A 19,130-nucleotide genomic window follows, 5' to 3' on the forward strand; every position below is an offset into this window, starting at 1 on the left:
TTAGCGATTATTGCTGTAATAGACAAGCATCACTGAAAGTGATGGGAAGAAAAAGACACCTCGCCCGTATTAGGCGAGGTGGTATTGGTTAGAAAGAGTAAGTCACACCAAGGGTTGCTGTGGTGCCTAATCCTTTAATATTGTAGCCACCGTAGGTGTATGACTGAGCGCGCGCAGGATAGTAATCGCTGTTAAACAGGTTTTCTACGCCCATAAACGCGTTCCAGTTTTCAGCGAACTGGTACTGTCCACTTAGGTTAACAATATTATAGCTTGATATAGGTCCTTGATCGCCCACATAGTCGCCGTCAGCATTCGGCGAGAAGCGTTTACGATCACCCACATAAAGATAGCTAACTGTTAGCGATAAAGTGTCTGATGGCTTCCAATTTACGTTTGCTGTTGCTTTGGGTGGACTAATTTGGCGAGAGCCAAGGTACACATCAGCTTCGGTATTTTTCCCTTCAACGTAACTATATGTGGCTACCACGTTGAGCGTTTCTGAAATTCGATAGTCTACTAAGCCTTCATAACCCCAAATTTCCTGCGGTGCGCGAACAGGCTCATACACACCTGTCACCTCGTTGAACCTATTGGTCGTACCGAGTTCAGATGTACTTCTGTAAGCCGCAACTTCAAGGCGTACCTGGTCGAAAAGAGAGGTGAAGCCCACTTCGTAGTTATCGATGATAGAAGCTTCCGTTTGGATAAGACCAATATCATCTACCGTTGCAGCGCGCAGTAGGCGGCCAATGTCAGCGATGTCTGAACCTTGCGAGTAATTGAAGAACGGGCTAAAGCTGTCGCTCCAGTTGTACTTTATCGCGATGTTATAAGTAGTTGCGTCGTAATCTATAGTGTCACCCTTAACCTGAAGAGGAACAGAACATTGGGTTTCTGAGCGACACAGCTTCAGTGTTTCGTAGTCATCAACCGATAAGTCGATGCTTTCCCTTCTCACACCAGCCTTTACGATAACGTCGTCGCTAATTACCCATTTCGTTTGTAAAAAGCCAGCTAAGCTGTCCATTTCCATTTCAGGTACCCATACGCGCCCATCAACCAGCGGCTGTGAGGTAGTGTCTTTTAGCGCGTCGATACCATAGATAAACGTGGCTTCTACGCCATCGAAATCAATGGCAGTATTAAACGTTGCGCGAGCGCCGCGCTTTTCAGAGCGAATAATAGACTGGCCGCCGTCGTAGCCTTCATCGGGGTTAGCTAAGTTAGGTGAAAAGAAAAATACGTTCTCAATATCCTGTGTGTACACATCAAGCGTCATTTCGCTGTTTGCAAAGATATTGCTGTCTGTGTATTTCAGAGTGATGTTCTCATTACCGTCAGGTCCCTGAGGTTTACCGCGTTTTTGCAGAGCCTCAGGTACGTGAATAGCGTAGGTTTTAACACCTTCGTTGATGTCTCCGGGAACATCCGCCAAGTCAGTTTTTTGTTGAGAGCTGAAGTAGTTGTAGCTGAACTGAAGACGTTTTTCTTGGTCGAAGTCGTAACCTAATTTGGTAAAGTAATTCTGTGTTTCAGCATCTGACAAACCGTACTGCAAACCTAGAATATCGCCTTCAGCATCGCGCTGAACGCCGTTTTCCTCGTAGCTGGCGGTTACAAGGTAATCAAAATTCTCCACCTTGCCGTTAATCGCAGCTGAAATACGCGCACCGGCTGACTCTTCAAGTTTCACTGCGCTGAAACGTGAGGACAAACTCACTTGCCCCTCATGCGTGTCTTGCGCCGTTGCTTGTTTGGTAATGTAATTGATAATTCCGCCCGACGCCCCGTTACCATAAACAGACGTGGCGCCCTTAATTACCTCAATTCTAGCAAGCGCGCTAGGGTCAATCGTTTTCACACCTAACGAGCCATTTCTAAGCGGCGTGGACTGAGGCACACCGTCAATCATCACAAGCGGAGCTCGTCCGCGCAACGACTGGCCAGTATTGCTCGAACTACCTGTATCTGGAGCTAAGCCCGGCACCATCTGCGCTAACAAGCTCTGTAACTCGGGGTTTACCTTCAGGTGATCTTCAATCTGCTCTCTTGAAATAACGGTGATTGACGCTGGTACTTCATCAATACTTTCAATAACACGGCTTCCAGAAACGATAATACGTTCCATATCCTTTGGGGCATCATTAGCAAAAGAAGGCGCACTAACGGCTAAGGCAATGAGCGTAAGCGATGGTCTAAACATGAAAACTCTTTTAAGAAAATAGGTTACGAAAGGCGCGTTATACTAAAGGTGTAGATGCACAATGTAAAGCCAATGAAAATCATTCTCATTATCTTGGGTGATTTTAATAATAATAAGCGTTAGATAATGAAATCTAGATGAGATGAATTTGAAGCCCGTCGCTCAGCCATAAAAGCGCGTCATTTGTAATGGCGTTTATACCAAAAATAAAACCCTGTAATTGTAAAAAACGCTGGAAGTAATGCGATAAATAACCAGATGAATTCGAGCAATGGGCCTGCGAAATCGCCTATGTGAAATTTGTATTTGAAGTTCCAAACCTGCGTCGCTATGTTCGCTTTTGATGCATCGTAATAACCCGTTATTTCTCCATTTTGAGGGTTTGTCCAAACCCAGCTGTAGGCGTGAGACTCGCCGGGGTTTTGCATTCTGAAACCTATGTGTTCGCCTGAATTTTGTGGAAAGTAAATGCGAAATAGTGACGCATTGGGAAAAACTTCCATGGCATTTTGGTAGGCGTCATCAATCGCCACTGGTGTGATATTCGTGTCGTAAGTTAACGGCTCTGGAACTGGCCTAGTCTCGACCTCTGAAAAAGTAACAGCTTCCACCACCTGCTGCGTAGCGCCTTTCCAATTAAACGCCATACCGCTAAACGCGATAAGTATGAGCGGTATAGCTAAATAAACGCCCAGCACTGTATGAAGTTGATACATGAGAATTCGAAACTTAGCGCGGCGTTTAATCGCAAGGCGTTTTATTCTATTTTTTGGCTTGACCCAAAGGTAAAAACCCACAATTACTTCAAGAAGTAGAACTAAGGCACTAACAGACACCCAATTTCGAAGTGGCCTTTCGTTATCACCATCTTGATACAACAGCCATCGATGGATAGCCATGGTGAACCCATAAAACGTGCTGTAATAATCGTATATATGAAGTATTTCGGCAGAGTTGGGGTTTACGCTTACGTATTCGCCGTTGTTGAGCTTCGCTTGCCAAGCAAGTTCAGGGTTTGACTCGGGCATTAAGAGCTCAATTTTCTTACCCGTCTGGCTTTCTAACGAGTTCACAATACTGGAAAGCGGTAGCGGCGAGCCTTGAGGCTTTATGGTCCACTTTTCTGGCTGAACCAAGGTTTGGATATCTTTTGCATAAATGAGCAGCGCACCGGTGATACTAAGGCAAATAATAAATAACCCACACGCCAGCGCTAAAATAAGATGCAGTCGTCGTACCCAAAGTTTCAAAACAGCGCTCACATATTGCGAAATAAATGCGAATAGTAACGATTATCGAGAATAGTTCAATGAAAGTTAAACGCTAAAATCAGACTTACAATCGCATTAGGTAAATGAATCTCTCCCACTTTGAAGTAAGATTAACCTTAGCTTTACAATTCAAGAGTGCGTCATTTCAGGCTAACTCATGTACTCTGATGTAGACAGAAAATAAATAACAAGCACTTGGAAACACAATTATGATAAAGACAAAGAAAAGTTTACTGGCCATCACGCTAGTAAGTGCTTTGGGCTTAGGTGTAGTACCTACCACATTCGCCCAGAACGACAGTGAAGAAAAAACAGAATCTGACATTGAAAAGTGGGACGTGAATAACCCACCTTACGCCCTCAATGAAGTTACAATTAAAACCAGTGAAACGACGTGGTCTAGCTTAGATATTGCTCCAAACGGCGAGTTCATGGTTTTTGATATGCTGGGTGACTTGTACAAAGTTAGCATGAGTGGCGGCGATGCGACGCCGCTTACGCAAGACTTCGCATGGAATATTCACCCTTCAATTTCTCCAGACGGCAAGCAAATCGCATTCATCTCTGATAAAGATGGATTAAGCAACGTATGGGTTATGGACATTGACGGCAGTAATCTAAGTCAGGTAACCAAAGAGAAAAGCAATCTTATCCACTCTCCTAAGTGGAGCCCAGACGGCGAATACCTAGTGGTTACCAAGGGCATTATGTCTAGCCGTAGTATTCCGGCTGGCGAGATTTGGATGTACCACAAATCAGGTGGTGACGGCCTACAAATTAAAGCCCGCAACAGCGGAAAGCGCGACCAACAAAACATTGCCGACCCTGTATTCTCTCATGACGGCAAGTACATTTACTTTACCGAAAATACCGTTCCGGGTGCCCGCTTTGAATATAACCGCGACCCGTTAGAAGGCATTTTTGCTATCACTCGCTACGACCGCGAAACCGGCGAAGAGAGCCGCTATATTAGCGGTACGGGCGGCGCTGTAGTCCCTACACCTTCACCTGACGGTAAATACATCGCTTTTGTGCGTCGTGTTAAAGATAGAACCGCGCTTTTCATTAAAGACATTAAGACAGGCGTAGAAACACCACTGACGTTGGAACTAGAGCGAGACATGCAAGAAGGCTTTGGCTCGGAAGGTTACTTTGCCTACTTCGACTGGATGCCGGACAGCAGCAAAATCGTATATTGGACAGGTGGTAAATTCCACACCATAGACGTGAAAGATAAAACCACCAGCACAATGAACGTAACCGTTGAAGGCACGGTGAAATTCGCAGATGCGCTTCGCTTTGACGTTGATGTCGCACCTGATGAATTTGACGTTCGTATGATTCGCTGGTCTCAAATGTCGCCCGACGGTAAAACCGTTCTCTTCCAAGCGCTAGGTAAACTTTATGTGCGCGATGTGAAGTCAGGCAAAATTAAACGATTAACTAAACAAAACGATCACGACGAATACTATCCGCGTTTTTCTAACGATGGAAAGTCGATTGTTTATACGACTTGGAATGACCAAGACCTAGGTACCGTTCGCGTGGTTTCTGCTCGCGGTGGTAAAGGAAAAGTTATTACCCAGCAGCCAGGTCACTACATTGAGCCGTCGTTCTCTGCCGATGGCGAGAAAGTGGTTTTCCGCAAATTTACCGGCGGCTACTTACTAGACCCCAAATACTCGGTTGAGCCAGGTATTTACGTAGCGGACCTTGAAGAAGACACGGTAGAAAAAGTCTCTGAAGGCGGCTATAACGCGCATTTCGCAGGTAACGATGACCGGGTGTACTTCACCGAATCAGCGGGCGGCGAAGCTTACTACGAAACCCAGCTTTCAAGCGTTAACCTTAAAGGTAACGACAAGCGAACTCACCTTTACGGTGCAGATAAGGTAAGTGAGTACAAACTTTCACATGATAAGAAATGGGTTGCGTTTGTTTACCAGTTCAAAACGTATGTGGCGCCGTTTGTCGAAAATGGCAAGCGCATTACCATAGGCCCGAACATGACCTCACTGCCGGTAACGCAGCTTTCAAGCCGCGCGGGTGAATATTTAACGTGGTCGCCTGACAATAAAACCCTAAGCTGGTTTAACGGCCCTACGCTATTTAGCCGTTCACTTGATGAAGCCTTTGCCTTTGTTGATGGCGCTGCGGAAACCTTACCTGAGCCAGTAGCTGAAGGTATGGATTTGTCGTTCACCACTAAAGCTGATAAGCCATCTGGTTACAAAGCTTTGGTTGGCGGTAAAGTGGTAACCATGCGCGATGCCGACAACACCCAAGAGGTGATTGAAGATGGCGTTGTGCTGATTAAAGACAACCGCATTGAAGCAGTGGGTAAACGTGGTGATGTGACCATTCCTGATGATGCAATGCAAATAGACACAACGGGAAAAACCATTATCCCAGGGCTTGTTGATGCACACGCTCACGGCTCGCAGGGCCGCAATGAGATTATTCCTCAGCAAAACTGGAGTCAGTACTCGAATGTGTCATTCGGTGTTACGACCATTCATGACCCTTCAAACGACACGACAGAAATTTTTGCTGCGGCAGAATTACAGCGTAAAGGCGATATTGTTGCGCCGCGTATCTACTCCACCGGCACTATTTTATACGGTGCAGAAGGACTAGGTTATAAAGCGATTATCAACAATTATGAAGATGCCTATTTCCACGTAGAGCGCTTGAAAGAAGCCGGTGCTATTTCCGTGAAAAGCTACAACCAGCCCCGTCGTGACCAGCGTCAGCAAGTGCTGTGGGCAGCAAAAAATCAAGAGATGATGGTAGTGCCTGAAGGAGGCGGTAAGCTTCAGCAGAACCTGACTATGTTGGTAGATGGCCATACGGGTCTTGAGCACAGCATTCCTGTGGAAAAAGGCTACAGTGATGTTACTCAACTATGGAAAGCCACAGAGTTTGGCTATACGCCGACCTTTGTGGTGTCGTACGGCGGCATGATGGGTGAAGAGTACTGGTACGACAAAACCGAAGTGTGGAAGAACCCGCGTCTTCTTCGCTACACCCCGTCGACTATTCTAGATAGCCGTGCGATCCGCAGACCTACTGCGCCAGAAAACCAGTACAACCACCAAAACGTAGCAAGCTACGCCAAAGAGCTTCGAGATAATGGGGTCAGTGTACATATTGGCGCTCACGGCCAGCGTGAAGGCTTAGCGGCGCACTGGGAACTGTGGATCATGGAACAAGGTGGCTTCACGCCTTGGGAAGCGCTACGCGGCGGTACTATTGATGGCGCGAAACACCTAGGTATGGGCAAAGATCTTGGCAGTATCGAAAAAGGCAAACTTGCTGACCTAGTGGTGATTGATGGCGACGTATTAAGCGACATTAGAAAGAGTGAATTCGTAGAATACACTGTACTAAATGGACGCGTATATGAGTCGGCCACCATGAACGAAGTGGGCAGTAAGAAAAAACGCAAGCCGTTCTTCTTCGAACAAGACAATGCCACCTTTATGCCGCAACAAACGGCAGATGAAGTGGAAGCAAAAGCGCACCACTATCATTGGGAACATTAGTAAATTAACCGCTAAACAAAAGGGCTTCACATTATGTGAAGCCCTTTTTACTTTGTGCCAATAATTCTAGTCGTTCTAACGGTTTCGCCCGTACTGTTCGTGCGATGACACCCAGTCTGACGAACTTATCGCTGAGGCTAGCGATATCTCACCAGCCAGCACTACTGACGCCACGATTTCTGCAAATTTATACACGCAATCTCGACCATAACAGTCTAATAACTCTAAGCACTCTCGCTGTGTACCAATGCCAGTACCGCCGCCATAGGTAGCCACAATAAGCGATGGTATGGTGATAGACACGTATAAGTCGCCGTCGTCAGTTAGTTCCGAATACATCATGGCCGCCGACGATTCAGATACGTTTGCAACATCTTGTCCTGTGGCGATAAACATGGCAGTGATACCATTTGGCGAATGCAGACCCGTGTTATTCACACCAGACAAGAAAGAGCCTACACCAGCCACACGGCCGTGGTAGTCAATTTGTTTAGGGTCAACGCGCATTACTTCTAACAAATGCTCTCGTTTAATGGTGGCTTCAGCTGTCACTCGTTTACCACGGGTACGCATAATGTTTATCTGAGAGGCTTTCTTGTCGGTGGCAAAGTTAGATTCTAGATAGAAGTTCACTATCCCCTCGTAGTGATCGAGTATCCACCCGCATGCCGCAAACGTAGCGCGGCCCACCATGTTCTGGCCTGCGGCATCGCCGGTCTTAAAGTTAAAACGCAAAAACGCAAATTTGTTCGATAAGAAATGGTCGATATACGTCAGCTTAGCAATACTTGAGGTCGCTTCTGCTTCTTCTTTAATCTTCTCAAAGTTTGCTTTAATCCACTTAACGAAATCTCTGGCACCCCGTGCATTTTCAAAAATAAATACAGGGGCTCGCTGCATAGCATCGTCGACGACCGTTGCCGTTACGCCACCGCTCATATTAAGCAGCTTCATGCCTCGGTTATACGATGCCACCAGCGTACCTTCGGTTGTCGCTAACGGCACGACAAACTCCCCTTGTGCATGCTCTCCGTTTATCTTCAACGGCCCTGCAATACCGATAGGAACCTGCGCCACGCCAATAAAATGCTCAATATTCCCCTTAAGTGCTTGCGGATCGATTGAGTACTTACCTACGTGATCAATTTTCTTTCCGGTGGCGCTTTCGAAATATTCTTGGCGTGTTTTTATAATACTTTCGCCGTAGTCATCCATGTCGTCACGAGGAATAAAAGCGCTGCGTTGTCCTGGCGCAGTAATATTGTCTTCCACTTCGAATTTGAGTTTTCCAAATGGTGACGCAGAGAAGCAAATACCCAGTTTTCTTTTTTCAGGGCAAGGCGCTTCGTCGATATCCAAATGCACAGTAATGGTTTGACGTAAACCGAAGGGTTCCCCATCTGACTTGTTTAGTGCTTCTACAGAAATGCAGGAGTCGGCAGAGAGTTGAAGTGAAATCTTATGTTCTGGAATTTTTTCGCCATCTAGCGATATCCACTTTACTTCTTTAATGGTTGCGTCTTTCAATCTGTTTTTCAGAGAAAAAGATAAGCCTTTATCTGTCTTTGTAAGACTTGCGCGAGTATAGAGTTGCTTTAAAAGTATGCTAGGCACAAACATGAGGCTTCCTTCTGTGTGTTCTTACTGTGTTATTTTCATATTCCTTTGTTTTTTATAGCACATTCTTTATACAGTTCTATGACTTCTTTATATTTCCTTGCTAAATAATCGCGTCATTTTCACCTTCAATTTTGAGCCAACCGCTTTCAAAAATGCGCCAACCCCAATGAAATTGTGTGCTACAGAAATATAGACCTTAGCAGTAATCCATCAAGTTCCCAACCTGCCTACAGTGAACACCGTCACCGCAGTTATGTTGACCACAAGGTATCTGGTAGTAACAAAAAGGAGGCGTCAGGGACTGTGATGCCAAGGAGAAAAAGCCTAAACGGAAGCGGCAGCCAGGTACTTTTTATGTGATGTAGCACATTGAAAAGTGAAGTGGTTTTAACCCCATGATCTGAGTGCTGAGGGCAAGATAGAAAGGAATACGGATGAGAACAGGGCTGTTTAGAAAAGAAGTCATTAATGAACAATTAAATACTGCGGAAGGAAGCTTTTTAATGACGCCTAAACCGATCTACTCGGTGATTTCAGGCCTTCTTATTGCTTGGGTTGTGGCCGTTGCAGTGTATTTGAACACAGAAAGTTATGCGCGTAAGGCATCAGTCAGTGGATGGCTAGAGCCTAACCACGGTGTATTTAAACTTTACGCCAACGCAAGACGTGGAAAAGTACTTAATGTCTTAGTAAGCGAGGGGCAGCTAGTAAAACAAGGCGCCCCCCTTATAACGATAAGTTACAGCAACAGGGACGGTCTAGGGAATAAGGTTAGCACGCAGTTACTTGCAGAGCTTGAGGCGAAGCAGCGTCGGACATTACAAAGTATTCAGCGGCTTCGAGCATTGCATGTAGCCCAGCAACATGGCTTAGAAGAGCAACGCCTTCAAGCCCAGCAAGCCCTTGCGGCGCTAGATGCCATTGTTGAAATATCACAATCCCAATGGCTTTTAGCTACCAAGCAATGGGAGAAAGCTCAAAGCTTATTTGAGCAGGGTCATATTAGCCAAGCCGATTTTGAAAACCATACGCTACAACGTTTAACAACAGAGCAACAGCTTACGTTAGCCAAAAAGGATCTGAGAAGCGAACAAGCTAATATTGCAGCAATTAATCACGAAATTTCTACTTTGCCGCAACAGCAAGCCAATGAACTGGCGAATATAGAGAATGCATACAGCGACCTTAATCATCAAATTGTGAGTTATAAAAGCGACGCTGAAGAGACCGTGTATGCACCTCACACCGGTGTTGTGTCCGGCCTTCAAGTTAAAACAGGGTACACCGTTGATAGTTCTCGTCCGCTTCTAACACTGCTTCCCGAGAATGGCGACATACAAGCGCGTATAGCTGTTCCCGTTAGCTCGGCAGGATTTATTCGGGAAGGACAAGCTTTGCATATCCGATACGACGCATTTCCCTATCAAAAATTTGGCATCCAGTCTGGTGAAATCGTGAATATTTCCCCGTCGCTCGTTTTGCCCGGCGAGCTTAAAGATGTACCTATTTCAATTAACGAGCCAACCTACCTTGTTACTGCAAGCCTCAGCGCAAACGAAATATTGGCTTACGGAAATACTATTTCGTTAAAGGCTGGAATGACATTTTCTGCAGATGTTGATTTAAGTCAACGTAGCCTTTTGGAGTGGCTAATGGAACCGCTATACAGCATTACAGGGAAGCTTTAAAAATGTTGAGCATAACTCCCCCTCTTTCTACCCACATTTTCCATACAACAAAGCGGGTACCGGTTATATTGCAAAGTGAAGCTGCTGAATGTGGGCTGGCATGTGTAGCTATGATTGCACAGTATTATGGTGACAAGCGAGACCTCAACACCTTACGCCAAACCATGTCCGTTTCGCTACGCGGTACAACGTTGAAAGATGTAATGGGAATTGCCAGCGACTTGGGGTTTCAAACCCGCGCAATTAAAATAGAAATGGAGCACCTTAAGCAGCTTTCCTGCCCTGCCATATTACACTGGAATATGAATCACTTTGTGGTGCTGACCAAAGTAAAAGGGAAAACCCTTACTATTCATGATCCCGCTCTTGGGCGGCGAGAACTTCAGTTTGAAGAAGCATCAAAGCACATAACCGGTATTGCATTAGAAGTTTCACCTAGCGACACCTTCATTCCTAAGAGGTCAGCACCGCGCCTTGGTCTTGCTCAATTTTTCTCTCGTACAATTGGGTTTAAACGAAATTTACTTACTCTTTTCGCACTGTCAATTGTGTTGCAACTTTTCGCGCTTGCAGCGCCTTATTATATGCAAACAGTGGTAGACGACGTACTAATTTACAACAACGATGCCTTGCTAAAAGCGCTTGCTGTTGGTTTTGCCTTACTACTTGTTATGGAAACTTTTACTAGCGGAGTTAGAAAGTTAGTTATTTTATCGGTGTCCTCTCGTCTTCAACTTCAGATGTCAGCGTCAGTATTTAAGCACCTTCTTTCTCTTTCCTTAGATTACTTCGATAAGCGTCATATTGGTGATGTGGTATCCCGTTTCGGGTCGTTGGCAAGTATTCGCGAGTTTTTAACCACGGGCGTAGTTTCTGCAGTACTGGACGGAGTTATGGCCATGCTCACCTTGGCGGTAATGATTTTATATTCCTTTAAACTTACCCTTGTTGTGGTTGCGATCATGCTTATCTACCTTGCCTTTCGACTTGGCCTTTTACCGTTTATCAAAAGGCTAACTACTGAACGCATTGCCCTTGCCGCGTCTGAGCAAAGCCACTTTATGGAAAGCGTGCGCGCCATTTTGCCCATTCGCGTGTACGGACAAGAAGTACAGCGTCACGGTCAATGGCAAAACAAGCTTGTCGCTACTCTGAATAAAGACATCACACTGGGCAAAATTAATATAGGTAGTACGCTGACTAACCAATTCTTATTTGGCGCAGAAAACCTAGTGGTAGTCTACGTTGGTGCAAACTTAGTGATGGAAGGCGCACTCTCCATAGGTATGCTGCTCGCATTTATGGCATACAAGGCACGGTTTGTAAGTGCACTAGATGGGGTAATTAACAGGTTGATTGAGCTGAATATGCTAGGCGTCCACTTCAACCGTTTAAGCGATATTTTGCTTACGCCCGCACAGCAAAAGCCACGCTTGCAAAATAGCAGTGATAGCCCATTCAATGGGCAAGGTGCTCTCTGCGCTAATGTAGACCAGCCTACCTCTTTTACGTCCAACCCGCTTTCGCCTAACTTTTTAGCGCCTGATGCTAAAAGCACGGCGTCGTGCCAGCCTGCTGAACCACAATCAATAGCACTAAAAGCTACCGCGCTCAGCTATCGCTATAGTGAAACCAATGCTTGGGTGTTTAAAAACCTAACGCTGTGTGTAAATGCTGGCGAGATAGTAGCAATCATAGGTGGCAGTGGTTGTGGGAAAAGCACACTAATTAAATGCCTGATGGGACTTTATCCAATCTCAGAGGGCGTCATTGAGCACACAAGTAGTGTTAAACCCGTCATCGCATCAGTACTTCAGGAAGACGCCTGTTTAAGCGGCACCATCGCCCAAAACATCTGTTGTTTTGAAGAAGTACCAGACCTTAAGAAAATGGTTTACGTCGCACAGCTTGCCTGTATTCATCAAGACATCATGCACATGCCTATGCAATATCACTCTTTGGTAGGTGATATGGGCAGCAGTTTAAGTGGCGGTCAAAAACAACGTTTACTTCTGGCAAGAGCTCTCTACCAAGAGCCAGATATTTTGTTTTTAGACGAAGCAAGCAGCCACCTAGATATGGAGAACGAGGCCAAAATTAACCATCACCTCAAAGCGTTGAACATGACTCGAATTATTGTGGCGCATCGCCCTCAATCTATTGCTATGGCAGACAAAATTTATCGTTTGGCAGACGGCATACTACACACAAGCTCTCCCACTGAAGTAACAGGAAGCGCAACATCAGGTAAACACGGAGAAACACAATGAAAAACCATGAAATAAGAGAACCCGCAGTATTGATAACAGCAGCTGAACGTATGCAAATAGATGCAAGTGGACTGACAGCTAGCGATAGCGTCATTCCCATGGATTGCTTATCAAAACGTGAGCTACAGGTCGTACACAAAATAATGGAGGGCCGCTCTAACAAGGTGATCGCCTCTGAACTGTTTATTAGTGAGCGAACGGTGAAATTTCATTGCGCCAATATCTACAAAAAACTCAATATCAGTAGCCGCTCAGCACTTATCGCCTGCTGCTTTAGAACCCTTTACCGGGAAGTGGTTTCGCTATAAGCGCTTCCACTTCATCACTCAACACGCCACTACAAGGAGCGTACTTTATGAAACACCTTCAACTAAGTCACAACCAACCAACAACTAATGAACCCGTTGCTTTAGCCGAAGCTCAGCTGTTTGAGGTATCCGGAGGCCTTCGCGTTCGCTTAAGCGATACCGTGCCGGTAGTCGGCCCAACACCTAAAGAGCCGGTTTATATCACCATGGCTATTGGTGAGGGCGGCGGAAAGCTACCAGACATTTTGTCCTAGTTTTAAAGATTTAGCGTCAACATATAGATGGACACTAATTCTGTCATATCCATATGTTGCGCTTTTAACATCCAGATACTCTTATGCCAGTGAGCACAGATAATTACACATAACCCGCTAGCAAGGAATGCGAATGCACGTTGCACTTTTAGGAAGTGAGCAAGATCCACAAATTCAACACGTAGCAACAGCGCTCAGTCAAACAGCTACCCCTTTTTATATCGCTAATACGCAACAGTTCGGTTCAGCCTGGAGTATTAGCTATGACCCTGATTTTGATGACGGGTTAATTCATTTCAATTCGCCTTCACTTTGCGATCAACCTAGAGTTACGTTCTCTAATACCCAGGCCGCCTATTGGCATGAGTACCTACCTGGCATACCGCTGAAAGTCCCAAGTGATAATAGTAAAAACGATGCTAGTGCAGATGCTCAAACACAAGGTGATAGACCTCATAATCGTGAATCTAATTTGCTAGAAGCCGCAGGGTGGATTGAGCAAGAGCGAGCAAGTACGCTACTTTGCTGGTTCAGCTATAGCGACATTAAATGGGTCAACTCTATCGACGCTGTTCGAAGCCACCAGTGTAAACCTTATCAATCGCGTATAGCTGGCAAACTAGGAGCACATATCCCCTACACTTTTGTTGGTAATGCATCGGAAGTCGCTTCTCAGTTTTGCAACAACATGCGCGAAGTTATTTATAAGCCGGTACGCGGCGGGAGAACTGCACAATTTGTGAATAAACAACCTAATATGCGCCTGCTACTAAATACACTTTTAAGTGAGCGCCCTGTGACCTTCCAAAAATACATTGCTGGCGAAAATGTACGTAGCTATGTGCTTGGCGATGATGTGCTAAGCGTACAAATTGACTCAAGCGAACTAGATTATAGAAACGATGACAATGCCGGTGTGTCTGTGACTATTATCCCAAACGAGGTCCAGCGTCTGGCTATTAAAATATGCCAAGCGTTGGGCATGCACTGGTGTGCAATCGACTGGCGTAAGAGTGCGAAAGGAAAGTACTTTTTTCTAGAGGCAAATCCCAGCCCTTATTTCCTAAAAGTAGAGAACGACACCGGCCTGGATATCACAGAAAAGCTGGTGGCGCTGATGGTGAAGACTTCGTAGTAACAAGCAGGACTTTTAGAGGCTAATTGGGTTTCCACAACGAATTTGCGATTGTTTAGAAGCCTTTACGCAATCATTGACAACACCCCAACAACCTATCAATATGATAGGATGAATTTCAGAAGGCATTCATGGCTAATCACACTCCCCAAGGAACTAATGAATTCCCTCTTACAGAGGAAACTGCCAGAAAAATAATGAATGACCTCTCGGAAATTATACTCACCGGATTCGGTGGACTAAACATGTTAAACAGCGCATGCATGAGCGAGGAATCACTACAGGTCAGGTGATCACTTTATTAAAAAGTAAGCACTCAGTATTTAGAGAGGGGCCATATCTTGATATTTCTGGAGACTGGAAATTTAATCTGAAAGGTTAAGCAGCGGGAAAAGTCATTGAACTAACCATAGCACTGAGGAATCATCATGATAGTCCAACATCAGTTCTTGTCACTGTTTGGATAGTTTGAGAGGTTTATATGTACCATTACACTGAAAGTGGGTTGTCAAATGTGTTTCTGAAAAATGGTGTTACTGTTGAGATTGTCGACGGCGAAGAATATACAAGCATTGACGATATGAACGGTCTTCATAGCGCGATAGCACAGACAATTGTTAACACCAACAAGCCTCTTGCTCATGATGAGTTTAAATTCTTACGTATTGAACTAAATATTTCTCAGAAAATACTCGCGACTCGTTTTGGTGTCGATGAACAGACCATTGCACGTTACGAGAAGGGCCAAACGAAAATTCCAAGGACAACAGATGCAGCTTTACGGGCGCTGTACATGGAAAGCCAAGAAAAAAATAATCCTGTTAGTTACTTTCTCGATCTACTTGCCGATACTCAGGCTGAAGAAGCTGCAAGTATAATTCGTCTTGAAGAAATTGAAGATCACTGGGAAAAAGTGGCAGACTAACCCTTACTTCTTTCCAATAAAAAAGCCGACATCACTCATGAAGTCGGCTTTTTAATCTCTATTTGTGTAGAAGCGAAGACTCTCAACTCAGCTAAAGTAAGATGCCTCAACTTAGCGTCAAGTTAAAGAATGAAACGCGATAGGTCTTCGTTGTCCACCAAAGTCTCTAAGTGACTGTTAACGTAGTCTGCATCAATCACGAACGACTCACCGCTCTTTTCAGAGGCGTCAAACGAGATATCTTCCATTAGGCGTTCAAGAACCGTGTGCAAACGGCGGGCACCAATGTTTTCAGTGCGCTCATTCACCTGCCATGCCGCTTCAGCAATGCGCTGAATACCAGAATCATCGAACTTGATATCCACGCCTTCTGTCTTCATTAGTGCGATGTACTGGTGCGTTAATGACGCATTCGGCTCGGTAAGAATGCGTTTGAAGTCACCGACTTTAAGGGCAGACAGCTCAACGCGAATTGGAAGACGACCCTGAAGCTCTGGAATAAGGTCCGACGGCTTGCTCATTTGGAATGCGCCCGAAGCGATAAACAAGATATGGTCGGTTTTAACCATGCCGTGTTTTGTCGATACCGTTGAACCTTCTACAAGTGGAAGCAAGTCACGCTGAACACCTTCGCGAGATACATCAGCCGACGAGTTACCCTCGCGCTTACAAATTTTGTCAATTTCATCGATGAACACGATACCGTGCTGCTCAACCGACTCAATCGCCTTTTCCTTCAAATCTTCTTGATTCACAAGGCGCGCCGCCTCTTCTTCAATAAGCATTTTGAAGGCATCTTTAATTTTCAGCTTTTTCTTTTTCTTTTGCGAACCAGACAAGTTTTGGAACATGCCTTGAAGCTGGTTGGTCATTTCTTCCATACCTGGAGGCGCCATAATTTCCACGCCAACCTGCGGAAGTGCAACATCAATTTCAATTTCTTTGTCGTCTAAGTCACCCTGACGAAGCTTTTTACGAAACGCTTGGCGCGTACCGCGATCTTCAACGTTTTCCTTATTACCCCATGCATCTTCTGGTGGAGGAAGCAAAACGTCTAAAATGCGTTCTTCCGCTGCTTCTTCTGCGCGGAATTTCACCTTTTTCATTTCATTTTCTTTCGTCATCTTCACCGCAATGTCTGCAAGATCACGAATGATGGTTTCAACTTCTTTACCTACATAGCCCACTTCGGTGAATTTAGTCGCTTCAACTTTAATGAATGGCGCGTTAGCAAGTTTTGCTAAACGGCGGGCGATTTCTGTTTTACCCACACCCGTAGGGCCAATCATCAAGATATTTTTTGGCGTAACTTCTTGGCGCAGCTCAGGTTCAAGCTGCATACGACGCCAGCGATTTCGAAGTGCAATAGATACAGCGCGCTTGGCATCTTGTTGACCGATAATATGACGGTCCAACTCGTGAACAATTTCTCTTGGTGTCATTTCAGACATGAATAAACCCTTTTCTAACAGCGCTTGCTGTACTCAAATTCATACGAGCGACAGCAAGCCGATAACAGCTTTTAGCTATTACTTAGTAATCTAGTACATCAACCGTTTGGCTATGGTTAGTGAATACGCAAATATCACCCGCTATGGTCAACGCTTTTTCAGCGATTTCTTTTGCGCTTAGCTCTGTATTTTCAAGCAGTGCAGTAGCTGCGGCTTGCGCGTAGTTACCACCAGAGCCAATCGCGATAAGATCTTGCTCTGGCTGCACCACATCACCGTTACCGGTAATAATAAACGATGCGGTTTCGTCGGCTACGGCAAGCAATGCCTCTAGTTTGCGAAGCGCCCTGTCAGTCCGCCAGTCTTTGGCAAGCTCTACCGCCGCTTTAGTCAGATGGCCTTGGTGCGCTTCAAGCTTTGCTTCAAAGCGTTCAAACAGCGTAAATGCGTCGGCCGTACCACCAGCAAAGCCCGCTAAAATCTTGTCGTGGTATAAACGGCGCACTTTGCGCGCATTACCTTTCATTACGGTATTGCCCAGTGATACCTGCCCGTCACCGGCCATTACCACTTGATTCCCACGTCGTACAGATACAATCGTTGTCACGTTAATTCCCCGTTTAGCTGGGCGCTGCTGCGTTTTTCGTCTAGCAAAGGCAGCAGCGTTCAAATTCAATATCAAATAAGTGGGGGAAGGCTTTTTAATTTCAAGGGTAAGACAAAAGAATGTGCGCTCAGAGCTGCTTACTATATGAGCTTAGCGCATACGGCGCTTATTGAATACCCCATTTATCGAGTGCATACTCTCGCCAATGAAGCCCTATGGCCAGTTGAAATAATGCCTAATTGATAGAGCACAGATAAAGTAGCAAGCCTACATTTATGAAGGTTTATTGAGTAGTTAACCTTTTTTTGCTTGGGCTAATCGCATTTGAAGTGATTAATACGCAAGCATTTAAGATGGAAATTTAGCGAAATCTATACCCTTCAATGTCAAAACCAAAACTACTTTCGTAGCCCTTAACATACACCCATCCTTTATTCGGTAGGCGTTTGTGCTCGCTTTGATTTAAGCATAAGCGCCCATCAGACAGGGAGCCGTTCTCTTTTAGCAAAAGTGGATGTCGACAGTGCTTAGAGCCGCTTCCTTTTTCATAAGCAAATTTTCTTTCTATCTTTTGTTTATCGGAGGCTAAATGAAGCGTGTAAGGCAATGCCGTATCAACAAAACTAAAGCTTAAGAAAAAGGCTAATAGCGGCATACCAAATAACGTCATTTTTCCACGTAAATCTTTAGTCACAAACTGCGCGTGCCGCTTATCGATAAAAATGGCAAGGTAATAAAAGGCGCTATAGGCAAAAGTGAGAAGTACGATGGCCCAATTCGAATTGTCTAGCCATCCATTGATCACGATAAAATCGGTAAAAGCACTTACGAACATTGCGCCGATAAGTACTAAAAAGGTAATGTTCGATATGCGTGTGACCAAGTGTAGTTCAGACCATTTAGGTCGAGCAACATGTTCATCATGATGGGCGCCGTCCGCATCATTCTCAGGTGGCAGCGTTGCTCGTTTCGAAGCGAGCTCATTCTTTGCTGCCTGGTAGCGCTCCGGAAAGGCCTGCTTATCAATGTTTTCCAGAACGTCCTCGAGCTCTTCTATGCTATAAGCGGCATAATTTGGTTGTTCGGTGATGGCAATACTCATTGATACTTCCTTGTAAACGCATCCTTTCTCTACGCGTTATTTCAGCGCCCTATGCAACGTATTAAGTGTTACTTACAATTAACTGCTACAAGTTCCAGTACCAAATTTGGCATGTGGCAATGTTCACTTTACGCAGACTGTGCTTTGCTTTTTCTGCATCACGCTTAGACTCGTAAGGGCCTAAAATAACGCGAAACCAGTCGCCGTTGCTGCCGGTGCTGTGTCTTATAAGCGCCTCTAAACCTTGGAATGCAATTTTGGCTTTCATCTCTTCAGCCTGCGCGCGGGTTCTAAAAGAGGCGCACTGCATTAAATAGCGTTTGTCAGACTTTTCTTGCTCTTTGACCTCAACTTCCACTTCGTATCCTGGCAGGGTTTTGATGTACTCCCACTCTTCCTCAGGCAGTTCAGGTAAAGATTCTTCTGTAGGTGCAACAGGTCGTGAAGCTTGGGTATCTACGTCATCTTCTACATTGTCTTTTATCGACCACAAAAACACACCAAAGCCAATCACCAATGCAAAGATACCAATTAGGCGTACGATAGGAAGCTTGCCTGAAACTGGGGCGTTAGATTTCGCGTTTGCTGTTGGCTTTCTACCTTTACCAGCAGGCTTCTTTTGTTGAGGGGAGCGTCCACGAGAGACATAATCGCGTTGGGCCATAGGCGGCAATATTCCTACTTGTTATCGTTGTTTGTATGCGTAAGAAAACGTCATATACCAAATCTTTGTAAAGAAGCAGCTTTT

The 19,130-nt window shown here is 45.2% G+C and carries 14 protein-coding genes; 7 read left to right on the forward strand and 7 right to left on the reverse strand.

Annotation, left to right across the window (positions count from 1 at the left end; genetic code table 11):
* Nucleotides 1-88 precede the first annotated feature (88 nt).
* Both RJ41_RS05320 and RJ41_RS05325 read right to left on the reverse strand, forming a co-directional pair.
* Nucleotides 89-2,206, reverse strand: coding sequence for a TonB-dependent receptor (locus RJ41_RS05320; RefSeq protein ID WP_039217910.1), 2,118 nt, complete (start codon nucleotides 2,204-2,206; stop codon nucleotides 89-91).
* Nucleotides 2,207-2,385: 179 nt separating this feature from the next.
* A complete protein-coding gene (locus RJ41_RS05325; RefSeq protein WP_039218065.1) occupies nucleotides 2,386-3,456 on the reverse strand; it encodes a PepSY-associated TM helix domain-containing protein in 1,071 nt (356 codons plus the stop codon).
* 230 nt (nucleotides 3,457-3,686) lie between these two features.
* Here RJ41_RS05325 and RJ41_RS05330 point away from each other — a divergent pair, with 230 nt between their 5' ends.
* The gene (locus RJ41_RS05330; RefSeq protein ID WP_039217914.1) at nucleotides 3,687-7,022 is read left to right on the forward strand and encodes an amidohydrolase family protein; all 3,336 of its coding nucleotides are present in this window, start codon (nucleotides 3,687-3,689) and stop codon (nucleotides 7,020-7,022) included.
* 75 nt (nucleotides 7,023-7,097) lie between these two features.
* On the opposite strand, the gene RJ41_RS05335 is transcribed toward RJ41_RS05330, so the two are convergent.
* The gene (locus tag RJ41_RS05335) at nucleotides 7,098-8,642 is read right to left on the reverse strand and encodes a hydroxymethylglutaryl-CoA reductase (RefSeq protein ID WP_039217916.1); all 1,545 of its coding nucleotides are present in this window, start codon (nucleotides 8,640-8,642) and stop codon (nucleotides 7,098-7,100) included.
* Nucleotides 8,643-9,076: 434 nt separating this feature from the next.
* Here RJ41_RS05335 and RJ41_RS05340 point away from each other — a divergent pair, with 434 nt between their 5' ends.
* The 6 genes from RJ41_RS05340 to RJ41_RS05370 all read left to right on the forward strand — a co-directional run bounded on the left by RJ41_RS05340 (nucleotide 9,077) and on the right by RJ41_RS05370 (nucleotide 15,222).
* The gene (locus RJ41_RS05340) at nucleotides 9,077-10,330 is read left to right on the forward strand and encodes an HlyD family secretion protein (protein WP_039217920.1); all 1,254 of its coding nucleotides are present in this window, start codon (nucleotides 9,077-9,079) and stop codon (nucleotides 10,328-10,330) included.
* Nucleotides 10,331-10,332: 2 nt separating this feature from the next.
* Nucleotides 10,333-12,600 carry a peptidase domain-containing ABC transporter gene (locus tag RJ41_RS05345; protein ID WP_039217923.1) on the forward strand — a complete coding sequence of 756 codons (2,268 nt, stop codon included), beginning with the start codon at nucleotides 10,333-10,335 and terminating at the stop codon, nucleotides 12,598-12,600.
* Nucleotides 12,597-12,908: a helix-turn-helix domain-containing protein gene (locus RJ41_RS05350; protein WP_039217926.1), complete on the forward strand. Its 312-nt coding sequence runs from the start codon at nucleotides 12,597-12,599 to the stop codon at nucleotides 12,906-12,908. Before RJ41_RS05345 ends, RJ41_RS05350 begins: the two co-directional genes overlap by 4 nt.
* A 47-nt stretch (nucleotides 12,909-12,955) precedes the next feature.
* Entirely contained in the window at nucleotides 12,956-13,162 is a 207-nt protein-coding gene (locus RJ41_RS05355; protein WP_039217928.1) for a hypothetical protein, read from the forward strand.
* A 133-nt stretch (nucleotides 13,163-13,295) separates the two neighbouring features.
* On the forward strand, nucleotides 13,296-14,297 hold the full coding sequence (locus RJ41_RS05360; RefSeq protein WP_039217930.1) for an ATP-grasp domain-containing protein: 1,002 nt from the start codon (nucleotides 13,296-13,298) through the stop codon (nucleotides 14,295-14,297).
* 481 nt (nucleotides 14,298-14,778) lie between these two features.
* Entirely contained in the window at nucleotides 14,779-15,222 is a 444-nt protein-coding gene (locus RJ41_RS05370) for a helix-turn-helix domain-containing protein (RefSeq protein WP_039217933.1), read from the forward strand.
* A gap of 122 nt (nucleotides 15,223-15,344) precedes the next feature.
* Here the strand turns inward: RJ41_RS05370 and hslU are convergent, their stop codons facing one another.
* The 4 genes from hslU to RJ41_RS05390 all read right to left on the reverse strand — a co-directional run bounded on the left by hslU (nucleotide 15,345) and on the right by RJ41_RS05390 (nucleotide 19,046).
* A complete protein-coding gene (gene hslU / locus RJ41_RS05375) occupies nucleotides 15,345-16,673 on the reverse strand; it encodes an HslU--HslV peptidase ATPase subunit (RefSeq protein ID WP_039217936.1) in 1,329 nt (442 codons plus the stop codon).
* A gap of 82 nt (nucleotides 16,674-16,755) precedes the next feature.
* Nucleotides 16,756-17,280, reverse strand: a complete 525-nt coding sequence (hslV, locus tag RJ41_RS05380) for an ATP-dependent protease subunit HslV (protein ID WP_014950969.1) — start codon at nucleotides 17,278-17,280, stop codon at nucleotides 16,756-16,758.
* 361 nt (nucleotides 17,281-17,641) lie between these two features.
* On the reverse strand, nucleotides 17,642-18,382 hold the full coding sequence (locus tag RJ41_RS05385) for a hypothetical protein (RefSeq protein WP_039217940.1): 741 nt from the start codon (nucleotides 18,380-18,382) through the stop codon (nucleotides 17,642-17,644).
* 85 nt (nucleotides 18,383-18,467) lie between these two features.
* A complete protein-coding gene (locus tag RJ41_RS05390; RefSeq protein ID WP_039217942.1) occupies nucleotides 18,468-19,046 on the reverse strand; it encodes an SPOR domain-containing protein in 579 nt (192 codons plus the stop codon).
* Nucleotides 19,047-19,130 lie beyond the last annotated feature (84 nt).

Source organism: Alteromonas marina (assembly GCF_000808575.1).
Classification (GTDB): Bacteria; Pseudomonadota; Gammaproteobacteria; order Enterobacterales; family Alteromonadaceae; genus Alteromonas; species Alteromonas marina_A.

Bases quoted from the DNA above. Each gene is read 5' to 3' on its own strand.
- RJ41_RS05370 (WP_039217933.1), top strand. From the start codon at position 14,779: ATGTACCATTACACTGAAAGTGGGTTGTCAAATGTGTTTCTGAAAAAT.
- RJ41_RS05355 (WP_039217928.1), top strand. From the start codon at position 12,956: ATGAAACACCTTCAACTAAGTCACAACCAACCAACAACTAATGAACCC.
- RJ41_RS05350 (WP_039217926.1), top strand. From the start codon at position 12,597: ATGAAAAACCATGAAATAAGAGAACCCGCAGTATTGATAACAGCAGCT.
- RJ41_RS05385 (WP_039217940.1), bottom strand. From the start codon at position 18,382: ATGAGTATTGCCATCACCGAACAACCAAATTATGCCGCTTATAGCATA.
- RJ41_RS05335 (WP_039217916.1), bottom strand. From the start codon at position 8,642: ATGTTTGTGCCTAGCATACTTTTAAAGCAACTCTATACTCGCGCAAGT.
- RJ41_RS05340 (WP_039217920.1), top strand. From the start codon at position 9,077: ATGAGAACAGGGCTGTTTAGAAAAGAAGTCATTAATGAACAATTAAAT.
- RJ41_RS05320 (WP_039217910.1), bottom strand. From the start codon at position 2,206: ATGTTTAGACCATCGCTTACGCTCATTGCCTTAGCCGTTAGTGCGCCT.
- RJ41_RS05390 (WP_039217942.1), bottom strand. From the start codon at position 19,046: ATGGCCCAACGCGATTATGTCTCTCGTGGACGCTCCCCTCAACAAAAG.
- hslU (WP_039217936.1), bottom strand. From the start codon at position 16,673: ATGTCTGAAATGACACCAAGAGAAATTGTTCACGAGTTGGACCGTCAT.
- RJ41_RS05360 (WP_039217930.1), top strand. From the start codon at position 13,296: ATGCACGTTGCACTTTTAGGAAGTGAGCAAGATCCACAAATTCAACAC.
- RJ41_RS05345 (WP_039217923.1), top strand. From the start codon at position 10,333: ATGTTGAGCATAACTCCCCCTCTTTCTACCCACATTTTCCATACAACA.
- RJ41_RS05330 (WP_039217914.1), top strand. From the start codon at position 3,687: ATGATAAAGACAAAGAAAAGTTTACTGGCCATCACGCTAGTAAGTGCT.